At 66.2% G+C, this 24,521-nt stretch carries 16 protein-coding genes and 2 tRNA genes; 9 read left to right on the top strand and 9 right to left on the bottom strand.

Translation table 11 applies throughout. The annotated features are described in order from the left end of the window. Positions 1–32 precede the first annotated feature (32 nt). From GHK24_RS09920 to GHK24_RS09910, 3 genes are read left to right on the top strand one after another with little or no spacing between them, the layout of a single operon-like run. Entirely contained in the window at positions 33–1,196 is a 1,164-nt protein-coding gene (locus GHK24_RS09920) for an efflux RND transporter periplasmic adaptor subunit (protein ID WP_277986416.1), read from the top strand. Then, positions 1,189–4,323, top strand: coding sequence for an efflux RND transporter permease subunit (locus tag GHK24_RS09915; protein ID WP_153472709.1), 3,135 nt, complete (start codon positions 1,189–1,191; stop codon positions 4,321–4,323). The genes GHK24_RS09920 and GHK24_RS09915 overlap by 8 nt, the downstream gene beginning before the upstream one ends. Further along, positions 4,320–5,801, top strand: a complete 1,482-nt coding sequence (locus tag GHK24_RS09910; RefSeq protein ID WP_153472708.1) for an efflux transporter outer membrane subunit — start codon at positions 4,320–4,322, stop codon at positions 5,799–5,801. The genes GHK24_RS09915 and GHK24_RS09910 overlap by 4 nt, the downstream gene beginning before the upstream one ends. Before the next feature lie 11 nt (positions 5,802–5,812). Here GHK24_RS09910 and GHK24_RS09905 read toward each other — a convergent pair whose 3' ends face one another. Both GHK24_RS09905 and cobA read right to left on the bottom strand, forming a co-directional pair. Then, positions 5,813–6,568: a fused MFS/spermidine synthase gene (locus tag GHK24_RS09905; protein ID WP_153472707.1), complete on the bottom strand. Its 756-nt coding sequence runs from the start codon at positions 6,566–6,568 to the stop codon at positions 5,813–5,815. Between the two features lie 46 nt (positions 6,569–6,614). Beyond that, positions 6,615–7,370 carry a uroporphyrinogen-III C-methyltransferase gene (gene cobA, locus GHK24_RS09900; RefSeq protein ID WP_153472706.1) on the bottom strand — a complete coding sequence of 252 codons (756 nt, stop codon included), beginning with the start codon at positions 7,368–7,370 and terminating at the stop codon, positions 6,615–6,617. Positions 7,371–7,980: 610 nt separating this feature from the next. Between cobA and GHK24_RS09895 the strand changes: the two genes are divergently transcribed. Further along, a complete protein-coding gene (locus tag GHK24_RS09895; RefSeq protein WP_153472705.1) occupies positions 7,981–9,066 on the top strand; it encodes a serine/threonine protein kinase in 1,086 nt (361 codons plus the stop codon). A gap of 19 nt (positions 9,067–9,085) precedes the next feature. Here the strand turns inward: GHK24_RS09895 and GHK24_RS09890 are convergent. Continuing rightward, positions 9,086–9,160, bottom strand: a tRNA-Arg gene (locus GHK24_RS09890). A gap of 151 nt (positions 9,161–9,311) precedes the next feature. Between GHK24_RS09890 and GHK24_RS09885 the strand changes: the two genes are divergently transcribed. The 3 genes from GHK24_RS09885 (at position 9,312) to GHK24_RS09875 (ending at position 13,956) form a co-directional block, all read left to right on the top strand. After that, entirely contained in the window at positions 9,312–11,351 is a 2,040-nt protein-coding gene (locus GHK24_RS09885) for a methyl-accepting chemotaxis protein (RefSeq protein ID WP_153472704.1), read from the top strand. A gap of 82 nt (positions 11,352–11,433) precedes the next feature. Beyond that, positions 11,434–11,985: a peroxiredoxin gene (locus GHK24_RS09880; RefSeq protein WP_153472703.1), complete on the top strand. Its 552-nt coding sequence runs from the start codon at positions 11,434–11,436 to the stop codon at positions 11,983–11,985. A gap of 3 nt (positions 11,986–11,988) precedes the next feature. Beyond that, a complete protein-coding gene (locus GHK24_RS09875) occupies positions 11,989–13,956 on the top strand; it encodes an ATP-binding cassette domain-containing protein (protein ID WP_153472702.1) in 1,968 nt (655 codons plus the stop codon). A gap of 34 nt (positions 13,957–13,990) precedes the next feature. Here GHK24_RS09875 and tgt read toward each other — a convergent pair whose 3' ends face one another. Further along, the gene (gene tgt / locus GHK24_RS09870) at positions 13,991–15,109 is read right to left on the bottom strand and encodes a tRNA guanosine(34) transglycosylase Tgt (RefSeq protein WP_153472701.1); all 1,119 of its coding nucleotides are present in this window, start codon (positions 15,107–15,109) and stop codon (positions 13,991–13,993) included. Then, complete coding sequence (gene queA / locus GHK24_RS09865; protein ID WP_153472700.1) at positions 15,099–16,256, bottom strand: tRNA preQ1(34) S-adenosylmethionine ribosyltransferase-isomerase QueA; 1,158 nt, start codon at positions 16,254–16,256, stop codon at positions 15,099–15,101. The genes tgt and queA overlap by 11 nt, the downstream gene beginning before the upstream one ends. A gap of 293 nt (positions 16,257–16,549) precedes the next feature. On the opposite strand from queA, the gene GHK24_RS09860 reads away from it, so the two are divergent. Next, positions 16,550–16,634, top strand: a tRNA-Leu gene (locus tag GHK24_RS09860). An 84-nt stretch (positions 16,635–16,718) separates the two neighbouring features. After that, the gene (locus GHK24_RS09855; protein WP_228384644.1) at positions 16,719–17,690 is read left to right on the top strand and encodes a 1,4-dihydroxy-2-naphthoate polyprenyltransferase; all 972 of its coding nucleotides are present in this window, start codon (positions 16,719–16,721) and stop codon (positions 17,688–17,690) included. A gap of 4 nt (positions 17,691–17,694) precedes the next feature. On the opposite strand, the gene GHK24_RS09850 is transcribed toward GHK24_RS09855, so the two are convergent. The 4 genes from GHK24_RS09850 to GHK24_RS09835 all read right to left on the bottom strand — a co-directional run bounded on the left by GHK24_RS09850 (position 17,695) and on the right by GHK24_RS09835 (position 24,464). Then, positions 17,695–18,231, bottom strand: a complete 537-nt coding sequence (locus tag GHK24_RS09850; RefSeq protein ID WP_209022657.1) for a copper chaperone PCu(A)C — start codon at positions 18,229–18,231, stop codon at positions 17,695–17,697. Positions 18,232–18,498: 267 nt separating this feature from the next. Further along, on the bottom strand, positions 18,499–19,584 hold the full coding sequence (locus tag GHK24_RS13905; RefSeq protein ID WP_340666164.1) for an SCO family protein: 1,086 nt from the start codon (positions 19,582–19,584) through the stop codon (positions 18,499–18,501). 80 nt (positions 19,585–19,664) lie between these two features. Continuing rightward, positions 19,665–22,238, bottom strand: coding sequence for a cyanophycin synthetase (gene cphA, locus GHK24_RS09840; protein WP_153472699.1), 2,574 nt, complete (start codon positions 22,236–22,238; stop codon positions 19,665–19,667). A 72-nt stretch (positions 22,239–22,310) separates the two neighbouring features. Next, on the bottom strand, positions 22,311–24,464 hold the full coding sequence (locus GHK24_RS09835) for a cyanophycin synthetase (protein WP_153472698.1): 2,154 nt from the start codon (positions 24,462–24,464) through the stop codon (positions 22,311–22,313). Positions 24,465–24,521: the final 57 nt, after the last annotated feature.

The raw sequence follows: 24,521 nt of genomic DNA, 5'->3' as shown, positions 1-24,521 counted from the left end.
GAACGGACCGCCTGAGCCGGAGAGAGGCTTTAATGAAGCTCGACCTGAAAGCTGCCCTGCGGGCAGGGTTACCGCGATTTGCCGTGGGCACCATTCTCCTGTCCTCGCTCTCCGGCATCGGCTGGTGGATGAGTGCATCGCACGCCACGGCGGAGAGTGCCGTCGCCGAAACGCCTCCCGTGCGCCACGAAGGCACGCGGCTGCTGGTTTCCGAATCGTCGCCCTTGCGGCAGACGCTCGTCACCGAGGTGGTTTCGACGCAAGACGTTTCGCTGCCGATTCCCTTGCCGGCCGTCGTCGAGGCGGATCCGGCGCGGCTCGTCAAAGTGCTGCCGCCGATCACCGGACGTATCGTCAGCCTGAACAAGCGTTTGGGGGACGAGGTTCGCCAGGGCGACGTGCTGTTGACCATCGACTCGGCCGATCTCGCGCAGGCCATGAGTGACGCGGAAAAAGCCGAGGCGGCGCTGACCCTGGCGCGCAAGAACATCGAGCGTCAGCGCGAGCTGGGCAAGGAGGCGATTGCCGCCACACGCGATATCGAGCAGGCGCAGAGCGACTTCGAACAGGCGGCGAGCGAGCAGGCGCGGGCGGCGGCTCGCCTTGCGCAACTGGGGGCGAAGGGCGCGCTGCCCAGGGCCGGGCATCTTCTCAGCGTTCGCTCGCCGATTGCCGGGCGCGTCGTCGATCTCGGGGCAGCCGTCGGTGGCTACTGGAACGATGTGAACGCGTCGATCATGACGGTTGCCGACCTTTCCACGGTGTTCATCACCGCTAGCGCGCAGGAGAAAGACATCGCCCAGCTGCACGTCGGGCAGGCGGCGTCGGTCCTCTTCGATGCCTTTCCCGGCGAGCCTCTGGCTGCCAGCGTGCGCTACGTCGGCGAAATGCTCGACCCAGCCACGCGCACCGTAAAGGCCCGCATGCTCGTCGATAACCGCGATGCGCGCCTGCGTCCGGGCATGTTCGCCACCGCGACGCTGCGGACGCGCGCGCATTCGGCGGTGGTCATTCCCCTGACGGCCGTCGTGCAAAGCGGCTTTTACAGTCGTGCTTTCGTCGAAGTGGCGCCCGGTGAATTCGAGGCCCGCGTACTCGAACTGGGCGCCCAGCTGAACCGCATGATCGAAGTGATCTCCGGCATCGCGGCGGGTGAGCGCGTCGTCATCAAGAACGCGGGGCTGCTCAATGATTGATCGCCTCGTTACCCTGTGCTTCAACCGGCGTGGCATCGTTTCGCTGGTGTTCGTGCTGGCGGCCGTCTATGGCGGCTGGTGCTGGACACAATTGCCGCTCGAAGCCTACCCGGACATCGCCGATGTCACCTCGCAGGTGGTGACACAGGTCAATGGTCTGGCCGCCGAGGAAGTCGAGCAGCAGATCACCATCCCGCTCGAGCGTGAAATCATGGGCACGCCGGGGATGCACGTGATGCGCTCGCGCAGCACCTTTGGCTTGTCGCTCATCACGGTCGTCTTTCGCGATGGCAGCGAGGATTACTGGTCGCGCCAGCGCTTGCAGGAACGCATCAGCGGCGTTTCCTTGCCGTATGGCGCGCAGCCCGGACTCGACCCCTTGAGTTCGCCGATCGGGGAGATTTACCGCTACACGCTGGAGTCGAAGACGCGTGATTTGCGCGAGCTTTCCGAACTCCAGTTCTGGAAAGTCATTCCGCGGCTGAAACAGGTGCCGGGCGTCGTCGATGTCGCCAACTTCGGCGGCCTGACGACCCAATACCTGCTGGAGTTCGACCCGCTCAAGCTCGCCAAATACAACGTCTCGCTGGCGCAGATCTCGCAGGCGATCAGCAACAACAACGCCAACGCCGGCGGCAGCATCATGAACCGTGGCGAGCAGGGGCTTGTCGTGCGCGGCGTCGGCTTGATCCGCACGCTCGACGACATGGGCACTATCGTTGTCACGCAGAAAGACGGCGTGCCGGTGCTGGTCAAGGATCTCGGTCGGGTGGTGCTGGGGAATCAGGAGCGGCACGGCATTCTCGGCAAAGACGAGACAGCCGATACCCTCGAAGGCATCACGCTGCTGCTGAAAAACGAGAACCCGTCGCGCGTCATGGCTGGCGTGCACGCTGCCGTCGACGACCTGAACGAGCACCTTCTGCCGAAGGACGTGAAGGTGGTGCCCTACATCGACCGCAGCTACCTCGTCGACGCCACCGTACATACCGTCGGCAAGACGCTGTTCGAGGGAATGGCGCTGGTCACGCTGGTGCTCCTGCTCTTCCTCGGCGCGCCTCGGGCGGCGTTGATTGTGGCGCTGACGATTCCGCTGGCGCTGCTGGCCGCTTTCATTCTCATGCACCACAACAAGGTGCCGGCGAATCTGCTGTCGCTCGGCGCCATCGACTTCGGCATCCTCGTCGACGGCGCCATCGTCATCATGGAGAGCATCCTGCGCCAGCGCGAGGCGGCGCCGGAGCGGGCGCTGTCGGGGCGCGACATCATGAAATCGGTGCTGCCCGTCAGCCGGCCGATCTTTTTCGGCATCCTCGTGATCATCGTCGCCTATCTGCCCTTGTTCGCCTTCCAGCGCATCGAGTACAAGCTGTTTTCGCCGATGGCCTTTGCCGTGGGCTTCGCCTTGCTGGGCGCTTTGCTGGTGGCTTTGTTGCTCATTCCGGGCCTTGCGTACTGGGCATTTCGCAAGCCGGCGAAAGTCTTCCACAACCCCGTGCTGGAGTGGCTGACGCCGCGCTACGAGCGCCTGTTGCGAACGCTGGTGGGCCGCTCGCGTCTGGCTCTGGGGCTCTTTATCGCCAGCTTTGCCGCCGTGCTGGTGCTGGGCGCGACGATTGGTCGCGATTTCCTTCCCTATCTCGACGAGGGATCGATCTGGCTGCAAGTGACATTGCCGCCCGGCATTTCCCTCGACAAGGCCAGCGAGATGGCGTCGCAGCTGCGCGCCAAAACCCTGGAGTTCAAGGAGGTCAGGCATATCGTCACGCAGCTTGGCCGCAACGACGACGGAACCGATCCGTTTACTCCCTCGCACATCGAGTGCTCGGTGACCTTGAATCCTTACGATACGTGGACGTCGGGTCTCAGCAAGCAGCAGCTGATCGAGCGCATGGCCGAGAGCTTCCGGCAGTTGCCGGGGATTCAGGTGGGCTTCACGCAGCCGATGATTGATGGCGTGCTCGACAAACTGGCGGGCGCGCACAGCGATCTGGTGGTGAAAATCTATGGCGACGATTTCACCGAGACGCGGCGGATCGCTGGCGAAGTCAGCCACGTGCTCGCCGGCGTGAGCGGGGCGCAAGACGTCGTGATCGATCAGGAACCGCCGCTGCCGCAGGTGCGGATCGACGTCGATCGGGAGGCGGCGGCACGCCTCGGGATCAACATCGCCGACGTCATGGCCTTGATCCAGACGGGGATCGGTGGCGCACCGGTGACGCAGGTGTATGTCGAAAACCGGCATTACGACGTCAGCACGCGCTTTGCCAACGCCTCGCGCAACGATCTGCGGGCCATCGGTGATCTGACGCTGCCGGCGGCCAACGGTGCACGCATTGCGCTGGAACAGATCGCCAGGATCGGCTTTGCCGAGGGCGAAACGACGATTACGCGCGAAATGGGGCGGCGGCATCTGACTGTGCGGCTCAACCTGCGCGGTCGCGATCTGTCGTCCTTCCTCGACGAAGCCCAGCACCGCATCGAGCGCGAAGTCACCTACGATCCGACGCGTTTCAGCATCGGCTGGGGCGGTCAGTTCGAGAATCAGCAGCGTGCGCAAGCGCGTCTGGCGCTCATCCTGCCGATGGTGCTGGCCCTGATGTTCGTGTTGCTGTTCGGCGAATTCCGCAACCTGCGGCAACCGGGCCTCATCCTGCTCGCCGTTCCCCTGGCGACGGTGGGCGGGCTGCTTGCCCTGCATCTGCGCGGCATGACCTTGAATGTGTCGGGTGCCGTCGGCTTCATCGCGCTGTTTGGCGTCGCCGTGCTCAACGCCATCATCATGGTCTCCAACCTCAATCGCTGGCGTCAGGAGCCCGGCCTCAGCCTGGACGAGGCGATCATCAAGGGCGCACGCGAGCGCCTCCGCCCGGTGCTGATGACGGCGACCGTCGCCGCGCTGGGGCTTGTGCCGGCGGCGTTGGCGACCGGTCTTGGCAGCGACGTGCAGCGTCCGCTGGCGACGGTGGTCGTCGGCGGCCTGGTGAGTGCGACGGTGTTGACCTTGTTGCTGCTGCCGGCGCTCTATCACTGGATCGAGACGCATGCGCAGGCACGCGCGCGTCGTCGTCCTGCCGATGCGTTCGCTGATTTTGATCAGGGCGCTGACGAAGGAGACCGCTCATGAGGCAAAAACATGTCGCCTTCGTCCCGACCTGGGCGGTCTTGACTGCCGCGCTGGCGGGGTGCGCGGTGGGGCCGGATTTCCCTACGCCGCCGGCACCGGCGGTGACGCGCTATACCGCAGAGGCGCTGCCGGCGGCGACCGCCGAAGCGCCGACTCTTGGTGGCGTGGCCCAGCGCTGGGCTGAGGGGGCCGAGATTCCGCTGCGCTGGTGGACGTGCTTTGGTTCGCCTGAACTCAATACGCTCGTCGATGCCGCCGTGCAGGCAAATCCTGACCTGGAAGCCGCCGAGGCCGCCTTGCGTGGCGCGCAGGAAAACGTCCTCGCGCAGCAGGGCGCGTATTTCCCGAGTGTCGATGCGCACCTCATGCCGTCGCGACAGCGTATTGCCGCGCCGCTCGCCAGTCCGGCGTCGTCGGGGGCGACGTATTACACCCTGCACACCGGCCAGCTCAGCATCGGCTACGCGCCGGACGTATTTGGCGCCAATCGCCGTCAGGTCGAGTCCTTGCAGGCGCAGGCCGAAGCGCAGCGCTTCCAGCGCGAGGCGGTTTACCTGACGCTGACAACGAACATTGTCGTGGCGGCAATTCAGGAGTCGTCATTGCGGGCGCAGATCGCCGCGACGCATACCTTGATCGAGGCCGCTGCACGGCAGCTCGACCTGGTGCGGCGACAGCAAGTGCTAGGCCAGTTGGGGGCGGCGGATGTCAGCGCGCAGGAAGCCGTGCTGGCGCAGGCCCGCGCCAGCCTGCCGCCGCTGGAACTGCAACTGGCCCAGCAGCGCGATCTGTTGAGCGTGCTGGCCGGGCGTTCGCCGGCGGCAGGCATCCGCCAGCGTTTCGAGCTTGCGGCATTGTCGTTGCCGCAGGATTTGCCCGTCAGTCTGCCGTCGCGTCTGGTCGAGCAGCGTCCCGATATTCGCGCCGCGCAGGCGCAATGGCATGCGGCAAGCGCGCAGATCGGCGTGGCGAAGGCGGCCCGACTACCGTCGTTCACCCTGACAGCAACGCTGGGCGGCGCGGCGGAGACGCTGGGGCAAATGCTCAAGACGGGGGCCGGATTCTGGAGCGCCGGGGCGGATATCGCGCAACCGCTCTTTCGGGGGGGCGCGCTTGCGCATCGCGAGCGTGCGGCGCAGGCCGCCTACGAGCAGGCGGCGGCGCAGTACCGGAGCACTGTGCTCAGCGCTTTTCAGGAGGTGGCCGATACCTTGCACGCCATCGACGCCGACGCCCGCCGTGTGCAGGCGGTCGCCGCCGCCGAAAATGCCGCGTCACGCAGCCTGAGGATCGCGCAACGGCAGTGGCAGGTCGGTGCCGTCGGTTATCCGGCGGTACTGATGGCGCAGCAGGCGCATGCGCAGAGTGTGATCGCGCTGGTTCAGGCGCAGGCGGCACGTTTTACGGATACCGCTGCGCTTTATCAGGCCTTGGGCGGCGACTGGCAGCAGCGTGACAGCCTGAGCGCGAATCCGTAGCGGCTCGCCGCTCAGAAGCGCCAGCGCCCACCGGCAAAGGCGCCCGCCTGCGCCAGCCGTGCCAGCGTCGGCAGTAGATTGAGTCCCGTGCTTTCTTTCAGCGCTGTGGCGCGTTGCTTGAGCGTGTCGGGGGCGATGTCGATGGCGTCGCCCGTGGCGGCCAAGGCGATGACGTTGCCGCTGTCGCAGGAGGGGAAGACGCACGCCCGTCCGTCGAAAGCGTCGGCAATGCGCGCCGCGCTGGCCTGGAATCCCCGGCTGCGGCCGAGCAGATTGACGGCGAGCAGACCGTCCGTCGCCAGATGAGCGCGGCAGGCAGCGTAAAACGGCGCCGTATCGAGCGCGCCCGCGCGACCGTTGCTGTCGAATCCGTCGAGCAGGATGAGATCGAAGGACTCGTTGCTGCGCAGTAGATAGTCGACGGCATCGGCGATGACGATGCGTAGCCGCGCCGGGTCGTCGGGCAGGCGGAAATGCAGCCGAGCGGCGATCTCGACGCGCTCGTCGATCTCGACGACCGTAATCGCCGTCTGCGGCAGGTTGCGGTAAATGAATTTGCAGAGCGAGCCGGCGCCCAGCCCCACCAGCAGCGCCTTGGCCGGCCACGGCGCATCGCGCAGCAGCAGGCCGCTCATCATCTCGCGGGTATAGGCGAGTTCCAGCGCGAAGGGGCGACGCACGCGCATGGCGCCTTGCACCCAGTCGGAGCCGAAATGCAGCGAGCGGATGCCGGCGTTTTCGCTGATGTCGATGCTATGGCGGGCCATGCGGGCGACGATCTCGGTGGGCGCGGTCAGCGACTGTTGTCGACGATCAGCGACCGTCAGCGACGCGCGCGGCGACGTTGCCGACGATGAGCAAGGCCGGCGCCTTGACGCCCGCTTCGCTCAGCCGTGCCACCAGCGTCGCCAGCGTCGCGGCGTGAATGCGCTGGCGTGGCGTGGCGCCGCGTTCGATGATGGCGACCGGCGTCGTTCCGGCCATGCCATGCCGCAGCAGCTGCGCGGCGATTTCGCCGGCATTGCTGACGCCCATGTAAAACGCGACCGTCTGGCCGGGGCGAACGAGCGCCGCCCAGTCAGGTTCGTCGGCGCCCGGTTTGCCGTGCCCCGTCGTCAGTACCAGCGAACGGGCTTCCTCGCGATGCGTCAGCGGAATCCCGGCTGCCGCAGCACAGGCGGCGGCAGCCGTGATGCCGGGGATGATCTCGACGGCAATGCCGGCGGCACGCAACGCGTCCATCTCTTCGCCACCGCGCCCGAAAATGAAGGGATCACCGCCCTTCAGGCGGGCCGTGCGGCGCCCGGCCTGCGCCAGACGGACGAGCAGCGCGTTGATTTCTTCCTGCGGCAAGGTATGGCGGGACGCCTGTTTGCCGACGTAGATACGCTCCGCGTCCGGGCGGGCAAAGTGCAGGATGTCTTCGCCGATGAGGTTGTCGTAAACCAGCACGTCGGCCTGCTCGATGGCGCGCAGCGCACGCAGCGTCAGCAGGTCGGCGGCACCCGGTCCGCAACCGACGAGCGTGACCGGTGCCGGTGACGGGGAACCCGTGGTGGGGGCGTTCATCAGGAATTCTCCAGTGGGTGGCGTGCGCCGCGGGCGCCCTCGGTCGGCGACCGGCACGCGCCCGGTGCGCCTGCGTTTGGCGAGAGCCTGCGGCCAGCGCGCGCTGCGGCGTGCGCACGGGATGCCGATTGCGCTGCCTTTGCCGATTCCACCTCGCCCCATGAGCGGGCGCATCGATGGCAAAGCGCGGCGGCTCGCAGGTGCAGCAGCGAGTGACGGGGTCTGGAATACACAGCGACGGGGAGCGGTTGGCGCATCGGCATCAGGGCGAACAGGCGCGGCGACGGGTTCGCGAAATGCGTCCAATGCCTTGAAATGAGGGCGCATATTACCTTCTGGCACGGGGCGACAGCAAGCCGCGCCGCGCTGCGTGACGGGGGCTGACGGCAGTCGATGACAGGCAGGAGCGGGCAAGCGCTGAGCCGGGGGGCGGCGAGTTGGGGCGAGGCGTGACATGCCCTGGCGACGTGGCGGGGGAGCGACGGCGTTCAGTCTGGCGTAGGCTATGTCGGTTCGGCGACAAGACATCGCACATTGCGTTACTGCGCGTCACCGCGTGCGCCTCGCGTCACGTCTTGCAACATCGCCCTTTTTGCATTGAGGAGCCAACATGAAACGAAAACCCCGCTCGGGCGTTGCCGCCGGCCGGGATCGCACCCGCGCAGCGGATCCCGACAGTTCCTGGGAAAGCGCCAGCGCTGCCGGCCGCACGCCGTTTGCCGATCTGACGCCGGATACCCTGCTCGATGCGCTGACGGCCGTCGGGCTGCGCCCGGATGGTCGTCTGCTGGCGCTCAACAGTTTCGAGAATCGCGTGTACATGGTGTGGCCGGAGGAGGGGGAACCCGTCGTCGCCAAGTTCTACCGGCCTGGACGTTGGTCGGACGCCGCCATTCTTGAAGAACATGCCTTCGTCGACGAACTGGTTGCCGCCGAGTTGCCGGCGGTGGCGCCTTTGCTTCTAGAGGGGCGCAGCCTGCATTTTGCGGGCGAGGCGAAAGGGGCCGAGGCTTTGCGCTTTGCCGTTTATCCGCGTCAGGGCGGGCGCCAGCCTGAATTCGAGCGGCCGCAAACGCTCGCCTGGATGGGGCGCATGTTGGCGCGCATGCATCAGGTGGGCGCTCGTGCGCCGTTCCTGGCGCGGCGTGTGCTCGACGTGCGCAGCTTCGGCGAGGCGCCGCGCGATTTCCTCTGGCGTTCCGGGTTTTTGCCTGCCGAGCTGGCCGATGTCTATTTCGGCGTCGTCGACGCGGCACTCGCCGGCGTGCGCGACTCCTTCGCCCGCGCGGGCGCCGTCACTGGGCTGCGGCTGCATGGGGATTGTCACGCCGGAAACGTGCTGTGGACGGACGCCGGCCCGCATTTTGTCGACTTCGACGATGCCTGCATGGGGCCGGCGGTGCAGGATCTGTGGATGCTGCTTGCCGGCGAGCGCGCCGAGCAACAGCAGCAATTGGGCGAGATTCTCGATGCCTATACTGCGTTTCGGTCGTTCGATCCGCGCGAGCTGTATCTCATCGAGGCGCTGCGCACCTTGCGCCTGATCCATTACGCGGGCTGGCTGGCGCGGCGTGCGGACGATCCGGCATTTCAGCGGGCTTTCCCGTGGTTCAACACGACACGCTACTGGCAGGATCGCATTCTCGAACTGCGCGAACAGATCCCCCTGATGGAGGAAGCGCCACTCGTCGTGTGAACGACGGTGGCGCTGAAGTTGGCCTCCCCGGCGGGAATCGAACCCACATCTGAGTCTTAGGAGGACCCTGTTCTATCCATTGAACTACGGAGAGCGGGCGCCATTGTAGCCGCTGCCGCAGTGAGCACCAAATGCGTTGAAAAATATGAACTGTCGGCCGGGCGCCTGTCATATAAGGCGTTGTCAGCCGCCATGTCGGGCCGCAGAAGCCGACGCGCACCATTTCATGAAAAACGGGGGGACGCATGAAGTCGTATCGCCGCTTGCCGATTGCGCAACAGATCATCCTCGCGACGGTTGTTCTGCTGCTGCTGGTGTTCACGGCCCTGACCGTGATCGGCCAGTGGATGTCCTCGCGCGCTGCCGTGAACGCGGCGAGCGAGGATCTCGTTCAGCAGACGAAGGTCATGGTGGGCACGCTCGACAGCTACTTTGACAACGTCAAGACGCGTGGCGAGCGACAGCACCAGTTCTTCCTCAAGTTCCTCGGCGCGGCGGTCACGCCGGGCGAGGGGATGGTCAAAACCGGCAACGTCGATCTGCCGGCCATTCGTATCGGCAATGAGGTCATTAACGGGAGCAACCGGCGTCTGGTCGAGTTCCGCGAGTTGAGCGGCGACGACGCGGCGATTCTTTCGGTGTACAACGGGCGCGTATTCCGTGCCGCAACCTTGTTGCAAAAGGACGGCAAGACGCTGTACGGCAGCGAGATTCCGGCCAGCGATCCGGTTGCCGCCGCGCTGCTCAAGGGCGAGGATTACAGCGGTCTGACCATTCGTCAGGGCGCCTATTTCTTCAGCGTCGTCAAGCCGCTGAAGGATCGTGAGGGCAAGGTCTACGGCGGCGTGTCGATCCGGCTCAGTCTGGCGGCGGAGATGACGCAGATCCACGATCTTTTTGCCAAGGTCGTCGTTGGCAGCAGCGGTTACGTCTTCATCATGCGCCCCTTGCCCGATGAACAGGCGATTGGCGAATTCGTGCTGCACCCGCAATGGCAGGGCAAGACGATTGGCGAGGCGGGCCTCGATGAGTCGCTACGCAACAGCCTGCGCGATTTCATCACGCGCAAGGAAGGAGTGGCGCACTACCGCATGCTCGACAGCGCGGGCGAGGAACGCGAGAAATTGAGCGTCATCGCCACGTCGAGCAAATGGAACTGGACCTTGGTGGCCGGCAGCTGGCTCGACGAATTCCTCGTCGAGAGCGTCAAGCTGCGCAATGCGCTGATTGTCGTCTCGCTGCTCTCGGCGGCTTTTCTCTGCCTGGCGATTTTCTGGCTGGTGCGGCAGCGTCTGGCCGGTTTGGGGATGCTCGCCGACGAGGTCGGCAAACTCGGCGAGGGCGATTTGCGAGTGCAGATCATGACCAGCGATATCGGTAGTCGTAACGAAGCCGAAGTCGTTGCCCGCGCCATCGACACCATGGTTCGCCGCTTCCGTACCTTGCTGGGCGAGATCACCGATGCCGCGCAACGTCTGGGTGCTGCGTCTACGCATTTGCAGCAGACGGCGCAGGAGACGATGCGCGGCGCCGAACAGCAAGCACAGTCGGCCTCGGGGATCAGCGCCGCCTCGCAGGAGATGTCGGACAGCATCACCCATGTCGCCGAGCGGGCGAACGCGGCGAGCACCTACTCTGAAGATGCGCGCAGCGCCGCCGCGCAAGGGCGCACGGTGATCGTGCAGACGATGAGCGAACTGGAGCGCATCTCGAGCGATGTGCGCGACTCGGCGCAGCAGATCGAATCGCTGGGCGAGCGTTCGAAGCAGATTTCCGGCGTGGTCGGCGTCATCCGCGAGATTGCCGATCAGACCAATCTGCTGGCGCTCAATGCCGCCATCGAGGCGGCGCGGGCTGGCGAGGCGGGGCGCGGCTTTGCCGTCGTTGCCGACGAGGTGCGCAAGCTTGCCGAACGCACGGCGCTGTCGACGGGCGAAATTGCGGCGACCATCGGCACCATCATCGACGAAACCGCCCGCGCCGTGGCCAGCATGCAGTCCGTGAGCGCGCAGATGAACGGCGGCGTCGACACGGCGCGGGGCGCGGCCGAATCGCTTGCCGTCATCGACGAACGTGCCGAACGGGCGCTGGAGACGGTGCGCAGCATCGCCGAGAGCACGCAACAGCAAACCGCCGTCGGGCAGGAGATTGCCCGGCTGATCGAAGGCATCGCGCAGTTGTCGAAGAACAACACCGACACTGCCGGCAGCAACGCCAGCGAAGCCGTCGGCTTGCAGCGCCTCGCTGATGAATTGCAGGGTATGCTCTCGCGCTTTCATCTCTAGGCGCCTTGATGTCCGCGTCCGTGCGGGCCGCGTGTAGCCGCCTCGGTCGCGGCGCGGTGAGTTGTCTTTCGAGGAGAATTTCATGATCAAACGTTTGCTGATCGGCCTGTGCTTCGGCCTTGTCGCCTTTGCCGGAATGCCCGGCGCTGCCGTGAACGCGCAGGCGGCCGAAGTGCCTGCGGTAGGAACGATGGCGCCGGGGTTTGCCCTGCCCGATCAGGACGGGCGCGAGATGCGTCTGGACAGCCTGCAAGGCAAATGGGTGGTGCTGTATTTTTATCCGAAGGATGACACGCCCGGCTGCACGCAGGAGGCGTGCAGTTTTCGCGACGACTTCTCGCGAATCTCGGCACTGGGCGCGCGGATTCTCGGCGTCAGCGTCGACGACTCGGCCTCGCACGCCGCCTTCGCGCGCAAGCATCGTCTGCCGTTTCCGCTTCTCGCCGACCGCAAGGGCGTCGTGGCCCAGCGCTACGGCGCTTTCAGCGATTTTGGTGTCATCAGCTTCGCACGCCGTTACACTTTCCTGATCGACCCGCAAGGCAAGATCGCCAAGACCTACCTGTCGGTCGATACCGAACAACACGCCGCCGACGTTATCGCCGACCTCAAGCGCCTCACCGGAAAACCCTGATCAATGCCTTTGCTTACCTTGTCCGCAGGCGACCTTGCCTTCGGTTCCGCACCTCTTCTCGATAACGCAGATTTCCAGCTCGACCCCGGTGAACGCGTCGCCCTGATTGGCCGCAACGGTTGCGGCAAGTCATCCTTGCTGCGCGTGCTCGCCGGTTCTTCTTCGCTCGACGACGGCGAGGTGTGGCGCGCGCCGGGCTTGACCGTTGCCTATGTGGCGCAGGAGCCGCCGCTCGATCCCGAGATGTCGGTGCTCGAAGTCATCGTTGCCGGCATGGGCGAGGTATCGGCGCTGCTCGCCGACTACCACGCGGTTTCGCAGGCGCTGGCGGCCGAGGCGGGCCATGCCGCCGATCCGTCCCTGGCGGCGCTGTCGCCGGACGCCCTGCTCGAACGCCTGCACACCTTGCAGCAGGCGCTGGAAGCGCGCGATGCCTGGTCGCTCGAGGCTAATGTCGAGCGGGTCATCGAGCGCTTTTCGCTGGACGCGACGGCGCGCGTCAGCAGCCTCTCCGGCGGCCAGAAAAAACGTCTCGCTCTGGCGCAGGCGCTGGCGGTGACGCCTGACGTGCTGCTCCTGGACGAGCCGACCAACCACCTCGATATCGCAGCCATCGAGTGGTTGGAGGATCTGCTCATTGGCGGCGGCACGACGCTGCTCTTCATCACTCACGACCGCCGTTTTCTCGATCGGGTGGCGACGCGCATCGTCGAACTCGATCGCGGCAGCCTCGCTTCCTTCCCCGGCAGCTTTGGCGAATACCTGCAACGCAAGGAGCGGATGCTGCACGACGAGGCGATTCAGAACGCCAAGTTCGACAAGTTTCTGGCGCAGGAAGAAGTGTGGATTCGCAAGGGCGTCGAAGCGCGGCGTACGCGTAACGAAGGCCGTGTCCTGCGCCTTGAGGGCTTGCGCCGCGAGCGGGCGGCACGGCGTAATCGCACCGGGCAGGTGGCGCTGTCGCTCGATGCCGGGCGCGAGAGCGGCAAACTCGTCGCGGAGCTTGATGCTGTCAGCAAGCATTTCGGCGAGGGCAGCGCCCGCCGCCAGATCGTGCGCGAATTTTCGTGTCGTATTCAGCGTGGCGACAAGATCGGTCTGATTGGCCCCAACGGCGCCGGCAAGACCACGCTTCTGCGCCTGATCCTCGGCGAGCTGGCGCCGGATAGCGGCAGTGTGCGTCTGGGGAGCAAGCTCGAAATCGCGTACTTCGACCAGTTTCGCGTGCAGCTCGACGACGATGCGACGCTCGCCGACGTGATCTCGCCCGGCTCGGACTTCGTCGATCTCGGTGGCGAAAAGAAACACGTCATCAGCTATCTCGGCGATTTCCTGTTTCCCGCGCAGCGGGCGCGTTCGCCGGTGCGCTCGCTGTCGGGCGGCGAGCGCAATCGCCTGTTGCTGGCGCGTCTTTTCGCGCGTCCGGCCAACGTGCTGGTCCTCGACGAGCCGACCAACGATCTCGATATCGAAACGCTCGAACTGCTCGAACAGCGCCTGCAGGAATACAGCGGCACGCTCTTTCTCGTCAGCCACGACCGCGCCTTTCTCGATAACGTGGTGACGCAGACCATTGCTGCCGAGGGCGACGGTCTCTGGCGCGAGTACGTCGGTGGGTATCAGGATTGGGCCGATTGGCACGCGCAGCAGCGTGCGCAGGCGCTCGCCGAGAGCGCCGCAGCGCGTTCGTCGGCGCCGCCAAAGGCGCCGGCCGGCAAGGCAACGCCGAGCACCGCGGCCCCAGCGCGCAGCAAGCTCAGCTACAAAGAAACGCGCGAACTGGAAGCCTTGCCCGGCCGCATCGCCGAGCTGGAGGACGAGCAGAAGCGTCTTGGCGCACGTCTCGAAGATCCGGCGCTCTACACGGGGCCGGCGCAGGAGGCAGCCGCCGTGTCATCGCGGCTGGCGCAGATCGACGACGAACTGCTGGCTTTGCTCGAGCGCTGGGAGGCGCTCGAAGCGCGCACCTGAGATAGGTGAGTGTGCGTAACGCGGGAGCGCCGCGTCAGGCGGCGCGTTCTTCCTGTGCGCGCTCACGGTGGAACTGCGCGACGTACTCAGTGAGCCGGCCAGCGGCAATGGCTTCGCGCAGTTCGCGCATCAGTGTCTGGTAGTAGTGCAGGTTGTGCAGCGTGCATAGCTGCGCGCCGAGGATTTCGCCGCAGCGGTTGAGGTGGTGCAGGTAGGCGCGCGTGAAGTTGCGGCAGGTGTAGCAGTCGCACGAGGCGTCGAGCGGCGCGAGGTCGCTCTTGTGCCGCGCATTCTTCAGGCGGACGTCGCCGAAACGCGTGAACAGGTGGCCGTTGCGCGCGTTGCGCGTCGGCATCACGCAGTCGAACATGTCGATGCCGGCGGACACTGCGGCGACCAGATCCTCGGGCGTGCCGACGCCCATCAGGTAGCGTGGCCGGTCCTGTGGCAGTTTGGGCGCGGTGTGCGCGAGGATGCGCGTCATGTCTTCCTTGGGTTCGCCGACCGAGAGGCCGCCGATGGCGTAGCCATCGAAACCGATGTCGGTGAGCCCGGCCAGCGATTCGTCGCGCAGGTCTTCGTACATGCCGCCCTGAACGATGCCGAACAGCGCGTTGGCGTTGCCGAGCGCGTCGTGTGCCTGGCGCGAGCGCTGCGCCCAGCGCAAGGAGAGGCGCATCGAGTCGGCCGCCTGCTGGCGGTCGGCCGGGTAGGGCGTGCACTCGTCGAAGATCATCACCACGTCGGAGTTGAGCACGTGCTGGATACGCATCGACTCCTCGGGCGTGAGGAACAGCTTGTCGCCGTTGATCGGCGACGAGAAGCGCACGCCTTCTTCGCTGATCTTGCGCAAGGCGCCTAAGGAGAACACTTGGAAGCCGCCCGAATCGGTGAGGATCGGGCCGTCCCAGTTCATGAAGCGGTGCAGGCCGCCGTGCGCGCCGATGACGTCGAGTCCCGGACGCAGCCACAGGTGGAAGGTGTTGCCGAGGCAGATCTGCGCGCCGGTGGCGGCGAGGTCGCGCGGCGTCATCGCCTTGACCGTGCCGTAGGTGCCGACCGGCATGAAGGCGGGGGTGTCGACCTCGCCGTGGGCGAGCGTGAGAAGGCCACGGCGCGCGGCGCCGTCGGTGGTGATCAGGTCAAAGTGCATGCGTGGATTCCGGGGCGGGCGGCTGGGGTTGATTCGGGGTGTCGGCGGTATCGGCGCGTTCGAGCAGCATGGCGTCGCCGTAGCTGAAGAAGCGGTAGCGCTGCTCGACAGCGTGGCGATAAGCGGCGCGAATGGTATCAAGACCGGCGAAGGCCGACACCAGCATGAGCAGGGTCGAGCGCGGCAGGTGGAAGTTGGTGAGCAGCCGATCGACGACGCGGAAGCGGTAGCCCGGCGTGATGAAAATCTCCGTCTCGGCAAGACCGGCCGTGGGGTCGCCGGTCGCCGCGGCGGAGGCTTCCAGTGCGCGCAGACTGGTGGTGCCGACGGCGATGACGCGGCCACCGCGCGCTCGGGTCGCCGCGATGGCGGCAATCGTCGCCGCCGGAATCTCGAAGCGCTCGCGGTGCATGCGATGCTCGGCGATCTGGCTGACGCGTACCGGCTGGAAGGTGCCCGCGCCGACGTGAAGCGTCAGAAAAGCGGTTTCGATGCCGCGTGCGCGCAGTTCGTCGAGCAGGGCTTCGTCGAAATGCAGGCCGGCGGTCGGCGCGGCGACGGCGCCGGGATAACGCGCGAATACCGTCTGGTAGCGCGATTCGTCCTCCACGCCGGCGGCGTGCGTGATGTAGGGCGGCAGTGGCAGATGTCCGTGGCGTTCGAGCAGCGTCCAGAAGTCGGTGCCTTCTGTACTCCCGGCGCCTTCGGTCGTTCCGGCGCCTCCGGCGTGCGCGCTGTCGTCGCACAGTTCGAGCAGAAAAAATTCGTTGTTGGCGCCGCTGCGGCCGATGACGCGCACGTCGAAGGCGTCTTCGAGCCGCAGGCGCGTGCCCGGTTTCGGCGATTTTGAGGCGCGCACCTGCGCCAGCGCCTGCCGGCCGTCGAGGATGCGCTCGACCATGACTTCCACGCGTCCCCCCGACTCCTTGCTGCCGAAGAGGCGCGCGCGGATCACCCGTGCATCGTTGAAGACAAGCAGGTCGCCGGCGGCAACGAGTTGCGGGAGTTCGGCGAAGGAGCGGTCGCTGCGCGCCTCGGCGTGGGCGCCGCGCACGTGCAGCAAGCGGCTCGCCCGTCGTTCGGCGGCGGGGTGCTGCGCGATCAGTTCGGGCGGCAGTACGAAATCGAAATCATCAACAGTGAGCATGCGGCAGTCGGGCAAAAGGAGCTGGCAACGGGGACGGGCAGCAGAGATGGGCGAGAAAGGCGGGCAACGCAGCGCGTGGTGTGGGCAGATTCGTTGGCGGATTCGCTGCCAGTTTTATCGGTGAGCCTGTGTGGGGATCGGCGAATTCGGTGAATTCGGTGAATTCGCCCGCAGATTAGCGCGCGCGAGGGCGGGGCGAAACATTCAATGACACATGCGCTGCATGCTCGCTTGTCGCTGACGAGGGAATCGAGGATAATTCGCCCTCCCCGATGCGCTCCCCGCGTGTCGTGGCCGAGATGGCGGAATCGGTAGACGCAGCGGATTCAAAATCCGCCGTAGAAATACGTGAGGGTTCGAGTCCCTCTCTCGGCACCACCCTTCCGGACGGTCAATCACGGTGATGGCCTCTGATCAATCCTCGGAGCGTCGACAAGGAACGTGGCTGCCTCTGGAAAAGATTTGAATTCTATCACGCCTCCCGAAAGCCGCCGCCTGCCGGCCGGCACCCCTGCCCATACCGCATCTGCGCCGGGTTTTTCCGCTGCGCGGCCTTCGCTCGTCGGTGCCTGGTGGCTCGCCTTACGGCCTAAAACGCTGACCGTTTCGGCGGCACCGGTGCTCGTTGGGAGCGCGGTCGCCTGGTCGCAGACGCAGACGTTTTACCTTTTGCCGGCGCTGATCGCCTTGCTGGCGGCGATGCTGATCCAGATCGGCACCAATCTGCATAACGACGTTGCCGACTTCGAGCGCGGCGCCGATACGCCGGATCGCCTGGGGCCGCCGCGCGCGACGGCGATGGGTTGGCTGACGGGCGCGGCGGTGCGGCGAGGCGCGTGGATCGCCTTTGGTCTTGCCTTCAACTTTGGCGTCTATCTCGTCTGGTACGGTGGTTGGCCCATCGTTGCCATCGGCCTGGCGTCGTTGGTTGCTGGTTGGGCCTACACCGGCGGCCCGCGGCCGATTGCCTATTCGCCGTTCGGCGAAGTGTTCGTGCTGCTGTTTTTCGGTCTGGCGGCCGTCGGCGGCAGCTACTATTTGCAGACTTTGACGCTCGATCCGGCGGCGCTGGTGGCGGCGGCCATGGTCGGCATGCTCGCGGCGGCGGTGATCACCGTCAACAACACACGCGATCTCGACACCGATGCGCGCGCCGGCAAGCGCACCCTGGCGGTGTTCCTCGGCCGGCAGCGGATCGAACTGGTCTTCGCCGCCGAAATGCTGGCGCCGTTTGCTCTGCTGCCGTTGCTGGCGGGGCTGGCGGGTCGTGGCTGGTCCCTGGCGCTGCCGTTGCTGGCGCTGCCGGCAATCGTTGCGCTGATTGCACGCTTCCGGCGCGAGCCGGCCGGGCCGGCGTTCAATGAGTTGCTCGCGCGTACGGCGCAGTTGCAACTCCTCTTCTGCGTGCTGCTGGTCGCCGGCCTGGCGTTTTAAGCGGTCAGGGCTTCATCCCGCTGTGCGCGGGCATGTCCATGGCGGTAATGTTGCGCACCGGCGCATCGACCTTCTGCACGCTGCCATCGTCGAAGACGAGCGTCAGCGGCACGCTGCCGCCTTCCTTCAGCGGCACTTTGAGGTCGATCAGCATGACGTGGTAGCTGCCCGGCTTGAGGGTGGCTTCGCCCATGGCGGGGATTTCGATGTCCTTGACGGGGCGCATTTTCATCACGCCGTTATCGTTGATGTGGTTGTGCAGTTCGACCATCTTGGCGGCGCTGCTGTCGACGCGGACCAGTCGCCGCGCATCATGGCTGTCGTTATGCAGTACAAAGAAGGCAGCGCTTGCCGGCGCCGTGGCGGGTACCAGTCGCACGTAGGGATCGACGACACGCACGCTGGGCATCGTCGCCATTGACATGGCATGCTCGCCATGCGCGTGCGACATGGTGGACGAGGATTGCGCACAGACGATGAGCGGCAACCCCAGCGCCAGAATGGCAATGCCGGAGTGAAGGGGGCGACGGGCAAGCGACATGGGTTTCTCCTTAAGGCAAGGGCCACCGGTGGGCGGCGAGGCGGAACATCGTGGGGCAAGACATTGTGACGATTGTACGTGCGGCTGTCTGTCGTCGGTGCGCATGGCGCCGACAGCGATTATGACTGCGTTGCTGCGGCAAGGTGCCCGGTGTTTGCGTGTGGGTGGGGCTTGGTGGTGTCGCGGCTTATCGGGGCGGCGCACGGTTTCGGCGGCGGGAGGCTCGCGCTAAGGTGGTGGGGCGACCGGGCGTCGGGGAGAGGGCGCTTAGCGAGAGGCAGCGAGCCGCTGTTGCAGCGCGTGCGCGAGTTCGTTGGCGGTCGTGCTGTGCGGCAGACGTTCCTGTAGCGTTCCGGCCGTGTCGAGAAGCAGCGTCGTGGCGCTGTGGTCGACGCTGTAACGGCCGTTGGCGTCGGCCGGTTGGGCCTGATAGTAGATGCGATAGCGGCGGGCGAGGGCGGCGATATCGTCGGTGCTACCCGTCAGGCCGATCATGGCGGGGTCAAAAAACGCGGTGTAGTCGCGCAGCCGTTCCGGAGTGTCGCGTGCCGGGTCAACGCTGATGAAGATCGGCTGCACGCGCGTCCGCTCTTCCGGCGATAGCTTTGCCAGAGCCTGCGCGATGACACCGAGTGCCGTCGGGCAAACGTCGGGGCAATAGGTGTAGCCGAAATAGAGCAGAACCCATTTGCCGCGAAAGTCGTGCAGCGAGACCGGGCCGTGCGCGCTACGCAAGGTGAAGTCGTCTGCGTTGCGGGCGAGCGTGGCGGCGGGCGGAGGTGTTGGCGCAATAGCCGTGGGCGCCACCTCGGCGCGGTGGGCGGGAGGGCCTTCTTTATTCGCCGCTGGCGCCGGGGGGGGGCCTGCTGCCGCCGGCGTGGCATTGCCCGCCGCGAAGAGAAACTCCGTCGAGAACTTCGCGCCGCTCGCATCCTCAAGCTCGATGTGCGCTTGCCAGCGCATGCGGCCCGTGCTGCAAACGGGGAGTTGTGTCGTTGCGGCGAAGTGGCCGTCACCCTCTCGCGTGGGTGTCAGCGGCACACGGAGTTGGCCCATGTCCATGTCGACGCCGCGAAAGTCGATGGCGAGCGGGCGCACGTTGCTGGAGCGGACGTTTACCCGCAATTCGAGTGGTTGCAGAGGGGCGATCGGTCGCGGCGTGATCGATAGATCGAGCGTGCCACCGTCAGGCAGACGGAGGGCGCAGGCGCCGGCATTGAGATCGCAGTTGGCGTTCGTCGCGGCGTCGTTCGGCGCCGCCGGAGACGACGAGCGTGCCCACCAGGCACCGCCGCCAACGAGCGCGACGAGCGCCAGCGCCAGCGCGATGTCACCCCAGAGCTGGCGCTTCACCGGCGTACCTCATCCGGCGAGACGGCGCCGGCCATCTGGTCGGCCGCCGTGACTGAACGATGGCGTCGCCACGCTGGCATTCAACCCTCGGCGACGCGCTTGGCGATGTGCTCCAGGGCTTCTTCGACCTGATCGATGAGAATCAGGCAGAGGTCGCCCGCCGCGAGTCCGGCGAGGGCAGTGTCGATGGCGAGGAATTCGCCGTGGACCTCCTGCACGCGGCTGGTGCGGCGCGCGTTGGCAAGACCTTCGCGCAGCAGCGCCAGCACTTCGCCGTCGGCGCGACCGCGCTGACATTGGTCTTGATAGAGCACCACGTCGTCGAAGGCATCGCCGAGTATTTCGGTTTGCTGGCGGATATCTTCGTCGCGGCGGTCGCCGGCGCCGCTGATGACGACGCAGCGGCGTTTGGAGTTCATCGAGTCAATGGCGCGCACCAGGGCGCCGATGGCGTCCGGGTTGTGGCCGTAGTCGGCAATCAGCGTGGCACCGCGGTACTGGAAGAGATTGAAGCGTCCCGGCGTCGTCGCTGCATCGCTGACGAAGGTCGCCAGACCCTGACGGATAAGCTCAGGCGTGATGCCGATGGCGCGGGCAGCGGCAATCGCTGCCATGGCGTTCTCGACCTGGAAGCCGAGGGTGCCGCCGGCGGTCAGCGGGATATCGGCGAGCAGGTAGCGTTCTTCGTGGCGGTCTTCGCTGGTGACGATGGCGTCGCCGTCGAGCCAGACGGCGCGGCGCCCTTGCGCGCGATGCTTGGCCATGACCGGCAGCGTGCGATCCGCGGCAAAAAAGGTTACGGTGCCCGGACAGGAGTCGGCCATGGCGGCGACGACCGGATCGGCGGCGTTGAGCACGGCAACCCCGGTGTCGGGCGTCACGTTCTGGACGATGACGCGCTTGACCACGGCGAGGTCTTCGACCGTGCTGATGTAGGACAGGCCGAGATGATCGCCCTTGCCGATGTTGGTGACGACGGCGACATTGCAGCGGTCGAAACCGAGCCCTTCGCGCAGGACGCCGCCGCGCGCCGTCTCGAATACCGCCGCGTCGACGTCCGGATGCATGAGGACGTTGCGCGCGCTCTTCGGGCCGCTGCAGTCGCCAGTGTCGATGCGCGTACCTTCGACATAGACGCCGTCCGTGCTGGTCAGGCCGATGCGCCAGCCGCGCTGCTGCATGAGGTGGCCGATCAGGCGCACGGTCGTCGTTTTGCCGTTGGTGCCGGCGACGGCGACCACCGGGATGCGCGCGTCGTCGCCGTCGGCGAACATGTTGCTGATGATTGCTTCACCCACGGCGCGCCCCTTGCCGTAGGAGGGTTGCAGATGCATGCGCAGGCCCGGCGCGGCGTTGACTTCGACGACACCGCCGCCTTGCTCTTCGAGCGGGCGCAGCACGCCTTCACAGACGATGTCGACGCCACAGATATCGAGGCCGACAGTGCGTGCGGCGGCGACGGCACGGGCGCCAAAATCGGGGTGCGTATCGTCGGTGACGTCGGTGGCCGTGCCGCCGGTCGACAGGTTGGCGTTGTTGCGCAGGACGACGCGCACGCCGAGCGGCGGGATCGAGTCGGCGGAGAGCCCCTGTTCGGCGAGGCGCGCCAGGGCGATATCGTCAAAGCGGATTTTCGTCAGCGAGGTGGCGTGACCGGCGCCACGGCGCGGATCGCGGTTGACCTGATCGACGAGCTGGCGAACCGTCTGTACGCCGTCGCCGATGACTTGCGGCGGGTCGCGGCGGGCCACGGCGACGACCTTGCTGCCGACGACCAGCACGCGATAGTCATGCCCCGGCAGGTAACGTTCGACGAGCACTTCATCGCTGATGGCTTCGGCGACGTTGTAGGCGGTCTGTACCTGTTCACGCGTCGTCAGGTTGACGGCGACGCCCTTGCCCTGGTTGCCGTCCTGCGGCTTGACGACGACCGGCAGACCGATTTCGAGAGCGGCCGCCCAGGCGTCTTCGGCGTCGCTGACCGGACGACCGAGCGGAACCGGCACGCCGGCGGCGCGCAGCAGCATCTTGGTCAGGTCTTTATCTTGCGCAATCGCTTCGGCGACGGCGCTGCTGGCGTCGGTCTCGGCGGCCTGAATGCGGCGCTGGCGGCTGCCCCAGCCAAATTGCACGAGGCTGCCTTCCGTCAGCCGCCGGAAGGGAATACCGCGCGCGGCGGCGGCGTAAACGATGGAGCCGGTACTCGGGCCGAGGCGTACGTCTTCGTCCAGATCGCGCAGCCGCGAAAGCGCTGCCGGCAGGTCGAAGGGCTGCTCGGTGGCAGCGGCGACGCACAGTTCGAGCGCCAGATCGAAGGCCAGTCGGCCGACCGCTTCTTCGCTGTATTCGACGACAACCTGATAGATACCCGGCTCGACGGTCGTTGTCGTCCGGCTGAAAGTGACCGGGCAGCCGGCTTGTGCTTGCAGGCCGAGAGCGGCGAACTCCAAGGCGTGCGCCATCGCCACTTTCTCCTGGAAGCCGGCGGGCTGGAGCAGGGCGATTTCGGGAAAGCGCTCGCGCAGGCGGGTCTCGAAATCGGGGAGCAGCGCCAGGCTGCGCTCCTGTTCGTCGCACGAAACGATGGCTTCGATGGCCGTGTGCCGGCTCCACAAATTCGGACCGCGCAGCGCGCGGAGGCGGGATACTTCCATGAACGATCTTCCTCAGGCTCGGTAAGGTGCGCCAGACAGCCGCGCAGGCGGCTGGCGGCAGTTCTCGATTCTCTAGATCACGTCAAACGTTTCGACGCCGGTGCGGATGATGTCGGTCGGGATGTCGAGCGCCCAAGCCGCGCCAATCGCGGCGAGCAGGTTGTCGATCTGCGCCGCGTCGCGGTGTCCGGCGAGCAGCGGGATGTCGCCGAGCGCGACGAGCGGCGTGGCCTGCTCGCCCTTCGCCAGCACGATGCGGTCGCCGTCCAGAAGCACGGCGCGGCCGCCGGCGGCGCGATGTTCGACGACGGCCGGCAGCGCAGCGTCGCGCGCAAACCAGAGGACTTCACCGTCGGACAGCGGTGCCATCTCCGCCACCATCGCATCGCCGGCGTTGAGTACCGAGACGCCATGACGCAGGACGACGTCGACCTGCGTACGCAGGACGTTGAAGACCTTTTCGGTGGTGTCGATGTGGAAGCGGCCCAGGTGCAGCGCCGGATCGATGTTGGTGACGACCGCCACCTGACAACGGTCGTAGGCGAGGCCTTCACCGAGGATTTCGTCGGCACCGTTTTCGAAGACGGCGGCTTCGACGGAGCGGTTCATCAGCATGCGGTTGGCAGCGTCCCAGTCGGTGCGGTCACCGGCTTCGACTTGCCGACGGTCGATGAAGAGTCCTTTGCTACAGGCGAGTCCGGTGCACTTGCCGGACAGCGAGATCAGGCTGGCGACGATGCGGGCGACCGGCGTTTTACCACGGCTGCCGGTGATGCCGACGACCGGGATTCGGCCATCGTCGTCGTTGGGGAAGAGGTGTTCGACGATGGCCTGTCCGACCGGGCGCGGCTTGCCGACGGCGGGCTTCAGGTGCATCAGGAGGCTCGGTCCGGCATTCACCTCGACGATGGCGCCGCCTTGTTCTTCGAGCGGGCGGCCAATGTCGCGGCAGACGAGGTCGATGCCGGCAATGTCGAGGCCGACGATGCGCGCGGCCAGCGTGGCGGCGGCGGCAACGGAGGGATGTACCTCGTCGGTGACGTCGAAGGCATGGTTGCCGTTACGCTGGATCAGCACTTCCTGACCGGCTGGCGGAACCGATTCGGGCGTGAACCCCTGACGGCTGATTTCCATGCGCGCCGCCGAGTCGAGACGGATGATGTTGAGCGGGTGGTCTTCGGTGCTGCCACGGCGCGGGTCGGCGTTGATCTGGCTGGCGATCAGTTCGAGGATGCTTTGCTTGCCGTCGCCGATGACCGAGGCCATGTCGCTGCGGTTGGCGGCGACCAGTCGCCCGCCGATGACGAGCAGGCGGTGTTCTGCGCCGGGGATGCAGCGTTCGACGATGACGCCGCTGCCTTCTTCCAGCGCAATCGCGTAGGCGGATTCGACTTCTTCGCGCCGTGTCAGCTCGATGAACACGCCCCGGCCATGGTTGCCGTCGTAGGGTTTGACGACGACCGGCCCGCCGATGTCTTCGGCGGCATCCCAGGCATCTTCGGCGCTATCGACGAGGCGGCCTTCGGGGACGGGAACGCCGCACGAGGCCAGCAGCGATTTCGTCAGGTCTTTGTCGCGCGAGATGGTCTCGGCGATGGCGCCGGTGCGGTCGGTTTCGGCCGTCCAGATGCGCCGGCTGCGGGCGCCGTAGCCGAGCTGCACGAGGTTGCCGCGCGCCAGGAGGCGGATCGCCGGGATGTTGCGGTCGTCGGCGGCATCGACAATCGACGCCGTCGACGGGCCGAGACAGTGGCGGTCAACGAGGTCGCGCAGATTGGCGACAGCCGCGTCGACGTCGAAGGGGCGGTCTTCGATCATCGCCATGATCAGCTCGCGCGCCGAGTACAGCGCGGCACGCGTCACTGCTTCGTGCCAGGCGCGGACGACGACCTTGTACACGCCACGCTTCTCGATTTCGCGCGCCTTGCCAAAGCCGCCGGGCATGCCGGCAAGGTTTTGTAGTTCGAGCGTGCAATGTTCGAGGATGTGGCACGGCCAGGTGCCTTCCTTGACGCGGCGCAGGAAGCCGCCGCGCTCGCCGTAGCTGCAGCGGTGCTCGATCAGCGAGGGCAGCGCCGCCGACAGGCGTTCGTAAAAACCGGGGATCAGGTTCGACGGGAAGTCTTCGAGTTCGTCGATGTCGACCAGCGCTTCAAGCACCGGCCGGTAGGTCCACATGTTCGGTCCGCGCAGGTGGCGGATTTCGAGAATCTTGATGTCTTTCATGGGCTCTTTGGAGCGGAAATTAATCAGCGGGAAAGTAAAAAAAGCGTCGCGAAATCG

Source organism: Rhodocyclus gracilis (assembly GCF_009617575.1).
Lineage (GTDB): Bacteria > Pseudomonadota > Gammaproteobacteria > Burkholderiales > Rhodocyclaceae > Rhodocyclus > Rhodocyclus gracilis.
The sequence above is the reverse complement of the archived record's forward strand: the minus strand, read 5'-3'. Positions and strand labels throughout refer to the sequence as shown.

Coding starts and splice junctions, on each gene's coding strand:
- GHK24_RS09920 (WP_277986416.1), top strand. CDS start 33: ATGAAGCTCGACCTGAAAGCTGCCCTGCGGGCAGGGTTACCGCGATTT.
- GHK24_RS09915 (WP_153472709.1), top strand. CDS start 1,189: ATGATTGATCGCCTCGTTACCCTGTGCTTCAACCGGCGTGGCATCGTT.
- GHK24_RS09910 (WP_153472708.1), top strand. CDS start 4,320: ATGAGGCAAAAACATGTCGCCTTCGTCCCGACCTGGGCGGTCTTGACT.
- GHK24_RS09905 (WP_153472707.1), bottom strand. CDS start 6,568: ATGGCCCGCCATAGCATCGACATCAGCGAAAACGCCGGCATCCGCTCG.
- cobA (WP_153472706.1), bottom strand. CDS start 7,370: ATGAACGCCCCCACCACGGGTTCCCCGTCACCGGCACCGGTCACGCTC.
- GHK24_RS09895 (WP_153472705.1), top strand. CDS start 7,981: ATGAAACGAAAACCCCGCTCGGGCGTTGCCGCCGGCCGGGATCGCACC.
- GHK24_RS09885 (WP_153472704.1), top strand. CDS start 9,312: ATGAAGTCGTATCGCCGCTTGCCGATTGCGCAACAGATCATCCTCGCG.
- GHK24_RS09880 (WP_153472703.1), top strand. CDS start 11,434: ATGATCAAACGTTTGCTGATCGGCCTGTGCTTCGGCCTTGTCGCCTTT.
- GHK24_RS09875 (WP_153472702.1), top strand. CDS start 11,989: ATGCCTTTGCTTACCTTGTCCGCAGGCGACCTTGCCTTCGGTTCCGCA.
- tgt (WP_153472701.1), bottom strand. CDS start 15,109: ATGCACTTTGACCTGATCACCACCGACGGCGCCGCGCGCCGTGGCCTT.
- queA (WP_153472700.1), bottom strand. CDS start 16,256: ATGCTCACTGTTGATGATTTCGATTTCGTACTGCCGCCCGAACTGATC.
- GHK24_RS09850 (WP_209022657.1), bottom strand. CDS start 18,231: ATGTCGCTTGCCCGTCGCCCCCTTCACTCCGGCATTGCCATTCTGGCG.
- cphA (WP_153472699.1), bottom strand. CDS start 22,238: ATGGAAGTATCCCGCCTCCGCGCGCTGCGCGGTCCGAATTTGTGGAGC.
- GHK24_RS09835 (WP_153472698.1), bottom strand. CDS start 24,464: ATGAAAGACATCAAGATTCTCGAAATCCGCCACCTGCGCGGACCGAAC.